The sequence below is a fragment of the Winogradskyella helgolandensis genome (assembly GCF_013404085.1).
GTDB classification, from domain to species: Bacteria; Bacteroidota; Bacteroidia; order Flavobacteriales; family Flavobacteriaceae; genus Winogradskyella; species Winogradskyella helgolandensis.
Map to the genome: position 1 here is coordinate 3,108,851 of NZ_JABFHO010000001.1, position 14,902 is coordinate 3,123,752.

Annotated in this window: 11 protein-coding genes; 3 read left to right on the forward strand and 8 right to left on the reverse strand. The window is 32.8% G+C overall.

Annotation, left to right across the window (positions count from 1 at the left end; all coding sequences use genetic code 11):
- The first annotated feature begins 60 nt into the window (after positions 1-60).
- Positions 61-2,307 (forward strand): type IA DNA topoisomerase, encoded by a 2,247-nt coding sequence (locus HM992_RS13075; protein ID WP_179319983.1) that lies wholly within the window; start codon positions 61-63, stop codon positions 2,305-2,307.
- Between the two features lie 6 nt (positions 2,308-2,313).
- Here the strand turns inward: HM992_RS13075 and HM992_RS13080 are convergent, their stop codons facing one another.
- The 3 genes from HM992_RS13080 to HM992_RS13090 all read right to left on the reverse strand — a co-directional run bounded on the left by HM992_RS13080 (position 2,314) and on the right by HM992_RS13090 (position 4,353).
- Positions 2,314-3,126, reverse strand: a complete 813-nt coding sequence (locus HM992_RS13080; protein ID WP_179319984.1) for a hypothetical protein — start codon at positions 3,124-3,126, stop codon at positions 2,314-2,316.
- A 45-nt stretch (positions 3,127-3,171) separates the two neighbouring features.
- Positions 3,172-3,645, reverse strand: coding sequence for a GyrI-like domain-containing protein (locus HM992_RS13085; RefSeq protein WP_179319985.1), 474 nt, complete (start codon positions 3,643-3,645; stop codon positions 3,172-3,174).
- 132 nt (positions 3,646-3,777) lie between these two features.
- Positions 3,778-4,353, reverse strand: a complete 576-nt coding sequence (locus tag HM992_RS13090) for a fasciclin domain-containing protein (RefSeq protein ID WP_179319986.1) — start codon at positions 4,351-4,353, stop codon at positions 3,778-3,780.
- A 458-nt stretch (positions 4,354-4,811) separates the two neighbouring features.
- On the opposite strand from HM992_RS13090, the gene HM992_RS13095 reads away from it, so the two are divergent.
- Positions 4,812-6,743 carry a DUF4139 domain-containing protein gene (locus HM992_RS13095; protein WP_179319987.1) on the forward strand — a complete coding sequence of 644 codons (1,932 nt, stop codon included), beginning with the start codon at positions 4,812-4,814 and terminating at the stop codon, positions 6,741-6,743.
- Positions 6,744-6,891: 148 nt separating this feature from the next.
- Here HM992_RS13095 and HM992_RS13100 read toward each other — a convergent pair whose 3' ends face one another.
- From HM992_RS13100 to aroC, 4 genes are all read right to left on the reverse strand, one after another.
- Positions 6,892-7,227 carry a hypothetical protein gene (locus tag HM992_RS13100; RefSeq protein WP_178985419.1) on the reverse strand — a complete coding sequence of 112 codons (336 nt, stop codon included), beginning with the start codon at positions 7,225-7,227 and terminating at the stop codon, positions 6,892-6,894.
- A complete protein-coding gene (locus tag HM992_RS13105) occupies positions 7,227-8,048 on the reverse strand; it encodes a sulfurtransferase (protein ID WP_229720494.1) in 822 nt (273 codons plus the stop codon). The genes HM992_RS13100 and HM992_RS13105 overlap by 1 nt, the downstream gene beginning before the upstream one ends.
- 120 nt (positions 8,049-8,168) lie before the next feature.
- Positions 8,169-9,614: a dicarboxylate/amino acid:cation symporter gene (locus HM992_RS13110; RefSeq protein WP_178985421.1), complete on the reverse strand. Its 1,446-nt coding sequence runs from the start codon at positions 9,612-9,614 to the stop codon at positions 8,169-8,171.
- Positions 9,615-9,703: 89 nt separating this feature from the next.
- Positions 9,704-10,774: a chorismate synthase gene (gene aroC / locus HM992_RS13115; RefSeq protein ID WP_179319989.1), complete on the reverse strand. Its 1,071-nt coding sequence runs from the start codon at positions 10,772-10,774 to the stop codon at positions 9,704-9,706.
- Positions 10,775-10,985: 211 nt separating this feature from the next.
- Here aroC and HM992_RS13120 point away from each other — a divergent pair, with 211 nt between their 5' ends.
- Positions 10,986-11,855, forward strand: a complete 870-nt coding sequence (locus HM992_RS13120) for a UDP-2,3-diacylglucosamine diphosphatase (protein WP_178985423.1) — start codon at positions 10,986-10,988, stop codon at positions 11,853-11,855.
- On the opposite strand, the gene HM992_RS13125 is transcribed toward HM992_RS13120, so the two are convergent.
- The gene (locus HM992_RS13125; RefSeq protein WP_179319990.1) at positions 11,852-14,797 is read right to left on the reverse strand and encodes an FAD-binding and (Fe-S)-binding domain-containing protein; all 2,946 of its coding nucleotides are present in this window, start codon (positions 14,795-14,797) and stop codon (positions 11,852-11,854) included. The two genes, HM992_RS13120 and HM992_RS13125, sit on opposite strands and share 4 nt — an antisense overlap.
- Between the last annotated feature and the right edge of the window lie 105 nt (positions 14,798-14,902).

Consider the following 14,902-nt stretch of genomic DNA (forward strand, 5'->3'; position numbering starts at 1 on the left):
TTTCTGGTTTAATATTTTGAAAATTCAGTACTTTGCACCTTCAAAAATAATCAAGCCAATTTGAAAGTCTGTATTGCCGAAAAACCCAGTGTTGCTAGAGAAATTGCCTCTGTATTAGGAGCTACCACCAAGCGTGATGGCTACTATGAAGGCAATGGTTATGCGGTAACTTACACATTTGGACATCTTTGTACTTTATTTGAACCTGCTGATTATAAACCGTATTGGAAAAGTTGGGATTTAAACAACTTACCTATGCTTCCGGAAAAATTTGAAGTTAAGGTGGCTAATAATGATGGAATTAAGAAGCAATTCAAGATTGTTAAAAGTTTGTTTGATAAAGCAGATGTTGTCATTAACTGTGGTGATGCTGGCCAAGAAGGAGAGTTGATTCAACGTTGGGTGATTAACAAAGCGAATTATAAAGGCGAAGTGCAACGCTTATGGATTTCGTCTTTAACGACTGAAGCGATAAAAGAAGGCTTCAAGAATTTAAAACCTTCCAAAAATTACGATAATCTTTATTACGCTGGCTTTTCGCGCTCTATTGGTGATTGGCTTTTAGGAATTAATGCCACACGATTATATACGGTTAAACATGGTGGCTACAAACAGGTATTATCTGTAGGACGTGTTCAAACTCCTACCCTTGCCATGCTTGTAAATCGTTTTAAAGAAATTGAAAACTTTGTACCACAGCCTTATTGGGAATTACAAACCCTTTATAGAGATACACTTTTTAGTTATGAAGAAGGTCGTTTTCTCAAAATGGAAGATGGAGAGATTTTAGCAAAAAAAGTAAAAGAACACGACTTTGAAATCGTTTCTATTACTAAAAAGAAAGGAACGGAGTATGCACCAAAATTATTCGATTTAACAGGATTGCAAGTTTACTGTAACACGAAATTTGGATTTTCAGCAGATGACACCCTTAAAATAGCACAGAAATTATACGAGAAAAAAGCAGTGACTTACCCAAGAGTAGATACCACATTTTTACCAAATGATGTCTACCCAAAAGTAAAAGACATCTTATCTAAATTAACTGATTATTCGAGTCTTACGACACCTATTTTAAGTAAAAAGATTAAGAAGTCAGCGCGAGTTTTTAACGATAAAAAAGTAACCGATCACCATGCCATCATTCCAACCGGAATGCAAACACACTTGCAATACAATGAGCAGCAAGTTTATGATATTATTGTAAAACGTTTTATTGCTGTTTTTTATGATGATTGTAAAGTGTCGAATACCACAGTCATTGGAAAAGCGGCAGATGTAAATTTTAAAACGACAGGAAAGGAAATTTTATCTAAAGGTTGGAGAGTGGTTTTTGAGAAGAAAGACAATTCGACAACAACGAATTCTTCAAAAGATAATTTATTACCAACTTTTGTAAAAGGAGAAAAAGGACCACACGAACCATCGTTTTTAGAAAAACAGACAAAAGCACCAAATTATTATACGGAAGCGACTCTTTTACGTGCCATGGAGACAGCAGGTAAACAAGTTGAAGATGATGAATTAAGAGATTTAATGAAGGAGAATGGTATTGGTCGTCCGTCTACACGTGCCAATATTATTGAAACATTGTTTAGACGTAAATACATCAAACGAAACAAAAAACAGATCTTACCTACGGTTACAGGTATTCAACTGATTGATACCATACAGAATGAACTCTTAAAATCTGCGGAACTCACTGGTACTTGGGAAAAGCAATTAAAAGATATTGAAAAAGGAGATTACACAGCAAGTGCTTTTATAAGGGGTATGAAACGCATGGTTGATGCTTTAGTTTACGAAGTACGTAGTGAAAAGGTACAAACCCGAATCTCGGCAGTAAATAACAAACCTGCCGGAAACTCTAAATCCAAACCAAAAGCGAAGTCGAAAACACAAACCAAAGCTTTAGTTGGAAGTGCTTGTCCTAAATGTAAAACGGGTTCACTTGTAAAAGGTAAATCGGCTTATGGTTGTAGTCTTTATGGTAAATCCTGTGATTTCACCTTACCGTTTAGTTTAGGCGGAAAGAAAATATCTGAAAAGCAATATATTAGATTAATAACCAAAGGTTCTACAGTCAATTTAAAAGGCTTTAACGTAAAAGGGAATTTACAGGAAGGTTTGCTGCGTTTTAATGAGAACTTTAAACTGAAATTTGAGCCTAAGCAAACCATTAAAAAGCCAACACTTAAGGCTGGAGATGCATGTCCTAAGTGTAAAACAGGACAAGTTTTAAAAGGCAAAACGGCTTTTGGCTGTAGTAATTATAAGAGTGGTTGTGATTTTAGGGTTGGGTTTTAAGAACAATTAATTAGATTGTTTAGGGTATAAAATGTGCTCAATGTCTTCTATTAATTCACAAGATTTATCATTTATAATTGAAATTTTGTTAGTGTTCTTTTTTCTAAAAATATACATTTCGTCAGATGAGCATAAATCTACGTTACGCTTATTTAGTTTTTTTGCTTTAGATACAAAACTAATTAGATTTTGTTTAATATGCTTATTTGCTACGTATATCCAATTGTTATTAGATTTTTCATATAATCTTTGAATGATTTTATCATCTGTATATATAAATTCCGTGAGTGTTTCAGAATTACCTAAACACCCATAATTTTGATATAATAATTGCAAAGTATCGTTCTGCTTGAGATTATTGATATATAAATCATCAATAGATACCTCACTGTAAAACTTAGATAGTTTTTTAGGAAGCATTAATTCTATATTATCATAAAAGCTTAATTTCTCATCGATTGTATCATTAAAACTTGACACATATGAGATTTGATACTCTCCATAATGTAAATCATCATATATATTACTACGTATCAAATCATTATCATCAAAAAATAATTTTGAACTTAGTATTTTATTAGATCCTTTTATCTTAATTCTTTTCCAAAGTCCTGAATCAGGATAAATAATTTTAATAAACTTACCTTTTGGAGAATAATCTACAGACCTTAAACTTTCACCTATAATTGCTTGGCCAATTATACTATCATTAGGTACAGTAATAAATTTTATATGAGCAGCTGATTTTTTACAGGACAGAAAAGAAAGAACTAAACATAAGATAATTATTAGTCTAGAAACATTTTTTTCAACATTCATAACTTATATAAATTTAAAAAAGGATTAAAACATAACATAATTTTATCATAATCTCGCTTTTACCGGCACATAAAAATCCTCTTCAGAATCCGAACTGCCATTTTTATACTTTTCTCCCATCACTTGAAAATGCGGTCTATTATCTATAACATAACTTGATGCTGGTAACCATTTGGTCATGATTTTTTGATACGTTAGACTTGCATCCATGCCTTTTTGTGGAAATAAAGCATATGTACCAGCAGGAATGGTATAACTTTTCATGTTTTGGGGTATGGATTTAAAATCTGTTACTTCCGCACATGCCCAAATTTCAAAATCTTCTTTAGGGTCTCCATTTTGCTCTAAACTAAAGATTTGCATGGCTATTAATTCTTCAGACACCAAATTTTCTATTTCGTGTTTTTTTGGCATAAACTGTTTCCAAAGTGCTATGATTTTATGCTGTTCGTTCATTTTAATATTGGAAGATAATCCAATCACTTTTATTTCAGAACAAGTTTTTATTTTAGGATTCATACAATGTCTAGGAATGAGACTTAAATATATAAAAAAAAGCACAAGCGTTTAAACTTGTGCTTCAAAGAATTAGTATTAACACCAACCAATAATCTTATACTAATTCTTTATCCAACCAAAAAACTATATTTTTTACATGCCTGGCAATACAACAGTATCAACAACATGAATAACACCATTAGATTGATTTACATCGGTTATAGTTACCATAGATTTATTGTCCGATTCATCTTTTAATATGAGACTTTTTCCATCCATCATTGCTGTGATCATAGCTCCGTTTACGGTTTTAAACGTCGCTTTCCCACCACCTTTTTTAATGGCTTTCATAATGTCTTTACCACTAAACTTCCCTGCAATGACGTGGTAGGTTAATACCGATTGCAGTTTTCCTTTGTTTTCGGGCTTCAATAATGTAGCAACTGTTCCTTCTGGTAGCTTTTCAAATGCTGTATTAGTTGGAGCAAATACTGTAAAAGGACCATCTCCTTGTAAAGTTTCTACTAAGTCTGCAGCTTTTACTGCCGCAACTAAGGTGGTATGATCTTTAGAATTTACGGCATTGGTTATGATATCTTTAGTAGGATACATTTCTGCACCACCAACCATTTTTGTATCCTTTGCCATTTTACTTTGAGCCATTGTAGACGTTCCAAATAATAATGCAACTGTCAATGTTAATGTGGAAATAAATGTTTTCGTTTTCATCGTTTAAGTTTTAAATTGTTTGTTTCTCTACCTACGAAGATTTTGATAGACCGGTTTTAAAAAACTTAAATTTTTATAAAAAGGAACATAATACAAAAGCCTTTTCATAACCAGTGAAAAGGCTTCGTTAAATTAACAACTTACTTAAAACTAATGTAAACAAAAAGTTATTTTCAACTCCATATTGAGGGTAATAACGAATTGATTAATAGCACATTATTTTATTGGTGTAAATTTATATACTTCTACAAAAGTGGCATAAAAAACTCGATATAAGTCCCTATAAAATTGATTTAGGTTTTAAAAATGCAAATTATATCCACCAATGACATTTAAGTAGTCATTGTTTTACTAAGTGATCCCTTATGTTTACTTCTTAGAACATCTACTTCACTCATTTAAGATTCTACTATGCATAGGATTGCCATAAGTTTGAGAAACTATTAATTTTTTAACTTATGATCACACAACCAAAATTCTTAAAAACACTTCTTATTTTTATATTTTTATTAGGAGTACAATTCACTAATGCATTTCAGCAACCAAGTAAAATTAAAACAGTTACCGTATATTTAGATGGTGCTGAAATTAACCGTGAATCTTCAGTAAAACTCAATTCAGGTAAATCAGAAATTACGTTTAACGGTTTATCACCATATATTGAGGAAAGCAGTATTCAAATTTCAGGATTAAAGGACGCCTCTATTCTATCTATTAATTATGGGATCAATTATTTATCTAAACAAAAGCAAAACGATTCTATTTTAACACTACAAAATGAATTGAAATTATTAGATGATAAAATTATTTATCAATACAATTTAATATCTGGTTACAACGAAGAGTTAAGTCTTATTCAGAATAATAAGAAATTAGGTAATGCATCTGAAGTCGTAAGTTTAGAAAAGCTTAAAACTTTTGCTACCTATTATAGAACACGAATTACAGAGTTAAAAATTGATATTAACAAATCTAATTCCGAAATTGAAAAGCATGAAGAATCAAAGGCTGATATTACTAAACAATTATTAGAATTAAACGTTGATGAAAAAGTACAAACCGGTGAGATTACACTAAAATTGAATAGTGATATCGCAACATCTTTAAATTTAAAACTGAAATACAACATCAAAAATGCAGGTTGGTTTCCTATTTACGATCTAAAAGCAGAGAAAATTAATAGCCCAATTAGTTTAGAATATAAAGCACATGTCTTTCAGAATTCTGGTTGCGACTGGACTGATATTAATTTGGTGCTTTCTACAAGTGACCCTAATACCAATAATGAAAAACCAGTTGTAAACCCTAAGTATTTAAATTTTATAAGTGGTTACAATAATTACCAATCGCAACGTGCCACCAGAAGTTATAACTATAAGTACAATCCATTGGTGAAACATGTTTCTGGTGTAGTATCGACTTCATCTGATGGTCTACCATTACCAGGAGTTAGTGTCATTGAAAAAGGAACTTCTAATGGCATACAAACTGATTTCGATGGTCGTTACACATTAAAAACAACCACAGGTAATAGTATTGTGTATTCCTATGTTGGCATGAAGACGGAAGAATTACCTATTCATTCTAGTATTATGAACGTAACTCTTGATGATGATGTTAATACTTTGGATGAAGTTGTTGTGGTTGGTTATGGCACAACAACTAAAGAAACGTTTAAAACACCAGGATTTATAAATAAAGTCCAATTAATGATAGATGATGACTTTGAGGAAGATGTAAAACCTGTAAATTATACAGCAACAGGACATGTCGTAGAAACAGGCATTACCAATACCAGATTCGAAATTAATAAAAAACACAGTATTCCTTCTGATGGCGATATTTCCGTCATTGAAATCGATAAATTCAGTGTGCCTGCAACCTATAATTATTTTGCAGCACCTGTTTTAAATGAGAATGTCTTCTTAACTGCTAAAATCGGAAATTGGGAACAGTACAATTTATTACCTGCAGAAGCTAATGTGTATTTTGAAGGGAGTTATTCTGGTAAAACAAACATTAATCCGAGCGCAACAACAGATAGTTTAACAGTGTCACTTGGAGTAGATCCTAATATTATTGTGAAGCGTAAGCAGCTTAATGATTTTAAAAAGACTACATTTATTGGAAATAATAAAGTGATTCAAAAAGCTTTTGAAATTGAAATTAAAAATAACAAACAATCCGATATTCAATTAACTGTTTTAGATCGCATTCCTAAAAGTCAGGCTAAAACCATAAAGATTGATGACATTGAAACTGGAAACTCTAGCTATGATGAAGACAAAGGTATCTTAAAGTGGACTTTTAATTTAAAATCTAGTGCAACAGAAAATGTTAAACATTCCTATTCCGTAAAATTTCCGAAAGGAAAGCGCGTTAACTTATAACTTAACAGAGCCTCAAAGCAAAATAGTATCAATTAAACCCTAACTTCTGTTAGTTGGGAATGAGTTTAATTCTCACAGGAAGCTTGTCTAACTTTCTGTAAGTGTCATTAATTATGATAGAAAAACTATTTTCGTTTTGAGGCTTTTTTTAATTCGCTTTAAACAAACGTGTCAATGACTTAAGCATGTTTTGTTCAGTAATATCAAAATCATCATCACTAAAAAATAAGACTTTAATATCCTCTAGTAGCAAGTCAATATCATCCTTATCGTAAAGATGTTGCTCTAAACTTGTTGTAATTTTCTTTAGACCTTGGTAGTCGTTATCTCTATTAAACTCTTCATGAATTTCTTGAAAGGTTTCTTTATCTACCTTAGAGATAATAAAATCACGCTCTTCAGGTGTTTCTTTAAAATCAGCATTAGCTGCAAATAGTAAAATGTAGGCGACGAGTTCGTCTTTTGTCCAATCTATTGTTTTCATTACTTATTTTGGGTTAAACTTCCATATTCTGTCCATGAGCCATCATAGACTATTAATTCATTATATTTACAAAGTGTGGCAGCCAACGCTAAAATACAAGCTGTAATACCTGAGCCACAACTAAAAACCATTTGAGTTTCATTTTCTACTAAATCATCAAAGATGGTTTGAAGTTCGTCTTTTGTCTTCATTGTATTACCATCAAATAATACGGTGTAGGGTAAATTTTTAGAATTCGGAATAGTGCCTCGTCGCAAGCCTTCTTTGGGTTCGTCTACCTTACACAGAAAACGATCTTCAGAACGCGCATCAACAACTAAAGTGTCTTTCTCATTGCGGAATTCATTAACACCGTTAAAGTCTGTCATTAAATGTGCATGGAATTCTGCAACAAAATCACCCAAAGGATACACTTCATCTGCATAATTATCAACTTGAAAACCTTCTTGTTGCCATTGTAGTAAGCCTCCATCTAAAACAGCGACATTTTTAAAACCAAAAACCTTAAATAACCACCAAACTCTTGCACTTGAATAAATGCCTTTATCATCATAAACCACAATGACAGAATCATTATTAATTCCTAATAACTGCGCTTCTTTTTGAAATTGTTCTTTGGAAGGTAAAGTACTTGGAAAAGGTGCCGAAATATCACTAAATTTTTGTTTAATATCAAAAAATCTAGCATTGGGAATTCGTGTTGAATCAGGACTGATCACCTTATTAATTGTGGCATCTAGCACTATTAAATTAGTAGCATCACGGTGTGTATGAAGCCATTCAACCGAAACTAAATCTGAATTTAAATGTTTTATTTCCAACTGATTACACATCTAATCTATGGGATTGAATACGACACACTAAATTGCATTTCATTTTTTAGTTGCTAGTTTGAATTGTATAAAGTTAAAATAATTTATCATATTTCAATACATGGAAACTTAAGAATCTAAATCGAACGTCTCTGTTGGATTTTCATGATCATGGTAATCTAACATATTTTCACCGTCTGCAATAATGGAACATACCGTGGCATCACCTGTAACATTCACCACAGTTCTAAACATATCTAATATTCTATCTACTGGAAAAATAATAGCAATCCAAGCAGGATTTAATCCCACAGAACTCAATACAATAATCAACATTACTAAACCTGCACTTGGTACAGCTGCTGAACCAATAGAAGCTAAAGTTGCTGTTAATACTACAGTTATTTGTTGCCCTATTGTTAAATCTATCATATGCATTTGCGCTAAAAATATAACTGCAACAGCTTGATACATACTTGTACCATCCATATTAACGGTTGCTCCAATAGGAAGTACAAAACTGCTTATTTTTTTATCGACACCTAAGTTTTCTTCTACACACTCCATAGTTACCGGAAGTGTGGCCGCACTACTCGATGTTGAAAATGCTAAAGTTTGCGCAGGACTCATAGATTTAAAAAAGCCTTTATAGGGTATTTGCTTTACAAAAAGCTTTAAAATCAGTGGATAAATTACAAATATCATTAAAAGCAAGCCTGCTAAAACGGTAATTGAGTACCAACTTAATCCTTTGAAAATCTCGACGACCTTACCAATATCATCACCGGCCATTTTACTTACAACACCTGCTAACAGAGCAAATACAAAAAACGGAGCACCTTGCATAACAATATCAACCATCTTAAGAAAGACGTCATTAACTCCATTTACTAAATTGAGTACAGGTTGTGACTTCTCTGTTGGTACAAACAATAAACACACACCAAAGAAAATAGCAAAAAAGATAATTTGTAACATTAACCCATTATTGGATAACGAATGGAAAAAGTTACTAGGAACAATATCTACTAGTGGTTGTAACGGTGTGGTTTCTTTGCGACTTTTAACCGTTTCCATTTTATCTGCTACAGAAGCTTCTTTTAATTCGCTTTTAGATAATTCCGAAATCTCTTGAGCGCGTTCAAAAAATTCTGGATCTTGAAGATAGTTTATACCATCTTTTATAACATGACCTTCACTTGCAGCCCAAATTTCATAGCTGATACGGTTATCGATTCTACTTTGTTCATCAATAAGTTCACCTGGTTTAATGACATTGACTAAGAGTAATCCTAACGAAATCGCCATTATTGTTGTGATTAAGTAAATGCCTAAGGTCTTACCTCCCATTCTACCTAAACTCTTTGGGTCTCCAATATTAGCAACACCACTAATTATAGAAAATAACACTAATGGAACAGCAATTAGCTTTAATAGATTGATAAAAATAGTTCCAAAGGGATCAATCCAATCTATAGTGAATTGACTCCAACCCATTGTGCTTGATAGTAAAGCCCAAATGATTCCGAGAACCATTCCTATAATAATCTTCCAATGTAGTGCTAGTTTTTTCATTCTTACTTCCTGCCAAAGCAGGAATCTTTTTAATTAAACTTAATTATATTTCGAACCCGTCCCAGACCTCAATGGTTTTGAAACCCTTCTTACCAATCACGAGACTCTTGTCTTCTCAAGAGTACATTATCTGCTATTACTAGAGCTGCCATAGCCTCAACAATTGGTACTGCTCTTGGCACTACGCAAGGATCGTGTCTGCCTTTACCTTGCATTTCTACAATTTCACCAGCACTATTTAAGGCATCTTGTTTTTGAATAACTGTTGCCACGGGTTTAAAAGCGACTCTAAAATAGATATCCATACCGTTAGAAATGCCACCTTGCACTCCACCGGATAAATTGGTTTTTGTAGTGCCATCTTCATTAAACAAATCGTTATGCTCACTTCCTTTCATTTTTGCACCACAGAATCCACTTCCATATTCAAAACCTTTTACGGCATTTATGGATAACATGGCTTTTCCTAATTCCGCATGAAGCTTATCAAAAACAGGTTCACCTAAACCAATTGGTACATTTTGGATAACGCAAGTGATTGTACCTCCTATGGTATCGCCTTGTTTTTTAATTTCTTCTACTTTGGTAATCATTTTCTCTGCTGTAGCTTCATCTGGGCAACGAATAACATTAGATTCAGTTTTACTAAAATCTAAATCTTGATACGGTTTATCAATAAAAATTTCACCTACCGAAGAGGTAAATGCATTTATTTTAATAGTGCTAATCATTTGTTTTGCAATTGCACCCGCAACCACTCGTGATGCTGTTTCGCGAGCAGAACTTCGTCCTCCTCCTCTATAGTCTCTTACTCCATATTTTTTATCATAGGTGTAATCGGCATGACTAGGACGGTACACATCTTTGATATGTGTGTAGTCTTTAGATTTCTGATTGGTGTTGTGGATTACAAAACCAATTGGAGTTCCTGTGGTGTAACCTTCAAAAACACCTGAATAAAATTCTACCGTATCTGGTTCTTTACGTTGAGTAACTATTTTAGATTGCCCAGGTTTTCTGCGATCTAATTCGTATTGAATAGCCTCTAAATCGAGCTTTATTCCTGATGGACAGCCGTCTATAATGCCTCCAATTGCTTTACCGTGTGATTCACCGTAAGTTGTAAGTTTAAATAATTTTCCGAATGAATTTCCTGCCATTGCAATTTATTTTACGCTAATGTAATTGTAATATTATAAAAACGAAAATGACTTACCGTATTTCCTGTTTTTACTATTAAATATTGTTTTTTTTTGAACCTCATAATATTTAGGTAATACAATAATAACATTTTCCTCATAGAGAGTTAATTCTAGCATAACTTAAATATTAAGTTTATTAAAGTTCTTTGTTAAATTGATTTTAAACCCTGTGAAAATAAGACGAAAAATAGAAATAGCAGTCATTTCAGATGTGCATCTTGGCACTTACGGTTGCCAAGCCAAACAATTATTAACGTATCTGAATAGCATTGAGCCCAAAAAACTAATCCTCAATGGTGATATAGTTGATATTTGGCAATTTAAAAAACGTTACTTTCCTAAATCACACCTTAGCGTTATTAAGAAAATAATGGATTTTGCAGCCAATGGCACTGAGGTCATTTATATTACTGGAAATCATGATGAAATGTTACGAAAGTTTACGGATACTGAAATAGGAAATATTTCAATTGTAAATAAATTGGTTTTAGAGCTAGACGGAAAACGTGCATGGTTTTTTCATGGTGATGTTTTTGATATTTCAATTCAAAATGCAAAATGGTTAGCTAAGCTTGGTGGTTGGGGTTATGATTTTTTAATTCTCATTAATCAATTAACAAATTGGTTTTCAGATAAGATGGGTAAAGAGCGGTATTCGTTATCCAAAAAGATAAAAAACGGCGTAAAAGGAGCTGTAAAATATATCAGTGATTTTGAAGAAGTCGCCACGGATTTAGCAATAGAAAACGGTTATGATTATGTGATTTGTGGACACATTCACCAACCAAAAATGTTAATAAAGAAAAATAAACAAGGCAAAACAACCTATTTAAATTCTGGCGATTGGGTGGAAAATTTCACTGCTCTAGAGTATCAATTTAAACGTTGGAAAATCTACAACTACAACGAGGATAAATTGTCCGCTTTTTATGCCGATGAAGATATTAAGGATATGGACATTAAAGATTTAATTGCAGCCATAACCATAGTGGAACAACCAAAATCTGATAAAAAGAAAAAGAATAAAGATAACGATTAAAGTAGAGCGTCTTTTAATATGCTTATTGGATGCTTAGCCACTCTTCCTGTTCCGTCTTTTATTTGATGTCTACAACTTGTCCCATTTGCAGAAATAAGCGTTTCTTTTGATGCTTTTCTAACTGAAGGAAATAAGGTTTGTTCGCCAATTGTCATACTAACATCGTAATGTTCTTTTTCATAACCAAAACTGCCAGCCATACCACAACAGCCACTAGGAATAATGGTTACTTTGTAATTTTCGGGTAAATTTAAAACGTCAAAACTCGATTTTTGATTAGACAATGCTTTTTGATGACAATGACCATGAAACTTTATGTTTTTTGTTTCTTTAGTGAATTGGTCTGGCTTTATATGTCCTAATTCGATTTCTTGCTGAATAAATTCTTCAATTAAAAACGTGTGTTTTGCAATAGATTTAGCTCCTTCTTTATCATCCGCTAACCGAATATATTCATCTTTAAAAGTTAAAATAGCAGAAGGCTCAATACCAATTAGAGGTGTGCTTTCTGTAATGCGATATTTTAATTTTGAAACGTTTTTATTAGCTGCTTTTTTTGCGTCTGCAAGCAAGCCTTTTGAAAGCATTGCACGACCAGATTCTGAATGTGAAATGATAGTGACTTTATAATTTAAACGGCTTAAAAGTGTAATCGCATCTTTACCTATTTCGGTATCCAAATGATTTGTAAATTCATCATTAAACAAAATAACTTCTTTAGTGTAATTATCTGTAACTATTTTATTTTGTGAATCTTGAAATTCTTTATATAAACTTTTACTCGATATCAAAGGCAAACTTCGTTCTTTGGCAATACCACCAACAGATTTTATAATTGCACTTGTAAATCCATTAGAAAACATAAAATTAGTGAGCTTAGGAATACGACTCACATAACCATTAATTTTATTATTATAGGCGAATAATTTGGTGCGTAAAGGCACTCCATTTGCCTTCTGATATTGGTATTGAAATTCGGCTTTTAAACTGGCCACATCTACACTACTTGGACACTCACTTGAACACGCTTTACAACTCAGACATAAATCGAAAACAGCTTTAAGTTCTTTGTGATCAAATTTATTTTCCTTTTCAGAGTTGGTCAAAAACTCTCGAAGTGCATTGGCTCGCCCTCTGGTTGTATCTTTTTCATTTTTAGTCGCGCGATAACTCGGACACATGGTACCACCAAATTCGGGTAATTTTCTACAATCACCTGAACCGTTACATTTCTCAGCTTCCCGCAAAATACCTTCAGAACGTGAAAAATCTAATAGAGTTTCAATTTGAGGCTCTTTTCTCCCAACTTTATAGCGTAAATTTTGATCCATTGGATAGGCATCTACAATTTTACCAGGATTAAAAATAGTATGAGGATCAAAAGCCGACTTTATACGTTTAATAATTTTATAATTCGCCTCACCAATCATTAGAGGAATAAACTCCGCACGAACGATGCCATCTCCATGTTCGCCAGACATTGAGCCTTTATATTTCTTTACTAAATGTGCAACGTCTGTTGTGATTTTCCGGAATAACACAACGTCTTCAGGTTGTTTTAAATCTAATATTGGTCTTAAGTGCAACTCACCTGCTCCAGCATGCGCATAATAAACCGCATTTTGATTATAGGATGTCATCAGTGCTGTAAATTCAGAAATGTAATTATCCAAATCTTTTAAAGTAACTGCTGTGTCTTCAATACAAGCCACGGCTTTTTTATCTCCAATAATGTTTCCTAATAAACCTAAGCCTGCCTTTCGTAATTCTACAGATTTCTCAATGTCATCACCTCTTAAAACAGGGTTAGCATAACTAAGGTTTAATGTGTTTATAGTTATCAATAAAGCATCGATAGCTAATTGAAGCTCTTCAAGAGTATGTGCTTTAAGTTCACACATCAAAATCGCCATAGGATTACCTACAATGAAAGCTCTGTTTTCTTGCTGTGTTTTATTGTGCTTCGTAAGATTTAATATGGAATCATCCATCATTTCACAGGTATGAAGATTATGTTTCATAACGTGGGAAACTGCCTTTAAACACCATTCAATACTTTCAAAATGAAGCGCAACCACTGCACTTTCAATTGGTGGTAAAACATCTAATTGCAACGTGATTTCTGTTGTAAACGCTAGTGTGCCTTCGCTTCCTGATAACAGTTGACACATGTTGAAATTCACACTTTGATCACGCTCAGTGACCAAATTTGAAAGTACATCAGATTTAATTAATTCATCTATAGCATAGCCTGTATTTCTGCGATGTATTTCTGGTTTAGGGAAATTATCACGAATTTGATTTTGAACACTTTCAGGTTTTAATTCTTTATAAATAGTGCTATAAATCGCACCTTCAAGTGACTCTAATTTTAATTTTTGCTGAAATTCTTCCGATGTAATACTCGAAAACTCAGCCTCACTTCCATCACTTAAAATGGTTTTTAGGTTTAAAACCTTATCTCGTGTTACTCCATATTGAATAGATGTGGTTCCTGATGAATTATTACCAACCATACCACCAATCATACAACGGTTAGACGTTGATGTATTTGGACCAAAAAATAAGCCGAATGGTTTTAAATAATTATTAAGTTCATCTCTTACGACTCCTGGTTGAACAGTTACGGTTTTTTCAGATTCATTAATATTAATAATTCGGGTGAAATGTTTTGAGATATCAACAACAATACCTTCTCCAACACATTGACCAGCTAATGATGTTCCGGCAGTTCTAGGAATTAAAGAGGTTTGGTTGGTTTTTGCGAATTCAATTAATAATTTTAAATCCTTATTAGTTTTTGGAATTGCAACAGCTAAAGGTAGTTTTCGATATACCGAAGCATCCGTTGCATAGAGCTTGCGCATTAAGTCATCATAATGAAACTCGCCTTCTAAGTTAAATTTTAGAGTTTTAAGTTCTTCAACGTTGATAATATGCATAAGCGTTAATAATGGATTGATACGAGTTATAATTTTGTCTTAAAAATAAGCTTCGTCATCCAATTTTGATATAATTTTGTCGTTATGATGAAAAGCAATTAAATT

Bases quoted from the DNA above. Each gene is read 5' to 3' on its own strand.
- HM992_RS13100 (WP_178985419.1), bottom strand. From the start codon at position 7,227: ATGAAAACAATAGATTGGACAAAAGACGAACTCGTCGCCTACATTTTA.
- HM992_RS13095 (WP_179319987.1), top strand. From the start codon at position 4,812: ATGATCACACAACCAAAATTCTTAAAAACACTTCTTATTTTTATATTT.
- aroC (WP_179319989.1), bottom strand. From the start codon at position 10,774: ATGGCAGGAAATTCATTCGGAAAATTATTTAAACTTACAACTTACGGT.
- HM992_RS13125 (WP_179319990.1), bottom strand. From the start codon at position 14,797: ATGCATATTATCAACGTTGAAGAACTTAAAACTCTAAAATTTAACTTA.
- HM992_RS13090 (WP_179319986.1), bottom strand. From the start codon at position 4,353: ATGAAAACGAAAACATTTATTTCCACATTAACATTGACAGTTGCATTA.
- HM992_RS13110 (WP_178985421.1), bottom strand. From the start codon at position 9,614: ATGAAAAAACTAGCACTACATTGGAAGATTATTATAGGAATGGTTCTC.
- HM992_RS13080 (WP_179319984.1), bottom strand. From the start codon at position 3,126: ATGAATGTTGAAAAAAATGTTTCTAGACTAATAATTATCTTATGTTTA.
- HM992_RS13085 (WP_179319985.1), bottom strand. From the start codon at position 3,645: ATGAATCCTAAAATAAAAACTTGTTCTGAAATAAAAGTGATTGGATTA.